Raw genomic sequence first — 605 nt, forward strand, 5'->3', positions numbered from 1 at the left:
GGTACTAATGGTATCGACGGAACGAATGGAATTAATGGTGCAACAGGTGCTCAAGGTATCCAAGGTGAAAAAGGTGATGCTGGTACAAATGGTACTGACGGAACTAATGGTACTAAAGGAGATAAAGGTGAACAAGGTGATGCTGGTATAAATGGTGCTGACGGAACGAATGGTGCCGACGGTGCAACTGGTGCTCAAGGTATTCAAGGTTTAACTGGTGGTGCTGGTACTAATGGTATTGACGGAACGAATGGAATTAATGGTGCAACAGGTGCTCAAGGGATCCAAGGTGAAAAAGGTGATGCCGGTACTAATGGAACTGATGGTGCAACGGGTGCTCAAGGTATTCAAGGTTTAACAGGTGATGCTGGTGCAAATGGTACTGACGGAACGAATGGTACTAAAGGAGATAAAGGTGAACAAGGTGATGCTGGTACAAATGGTACTGACGGAACGAATGGAATTAATGGTGCAACAGGTGCTCAAGGTATCCAAGGTGAAAAAGGTGATGCCGGTACTAATGGAACTGATGGTGCAACGGGTGCTCAAGGTATTCAAGGTTTAACAGGTGATGCTGGTGCAAATGGTACTGACGGAACGAATGG

At 46.0% G+C, this 605-nt stretch carries 1 protein-coding gene; it reads left to right on the top strand.

Annotated features, from left to right (window positions below; genetic code table 11):
* Positions 1 to 605, top strand: a 605-nt coding sequence (locus tag D3P13_RS21815; RefSeq protein WP_394336480.1) for a calcium-binding protein, incomplete at both ends; no start/stop codon positions are given.

It is taken from the genome of Aureibaculum luteum (assembly GCF_003449015.1).
Taxonomy (GTDB): domain Bacteria; phylum Bacteroidota; class Bacteroidia; order Flavobacteriales; family Flavobacteriaceae; genus Aureibaculum; species Aureibaculum luteum.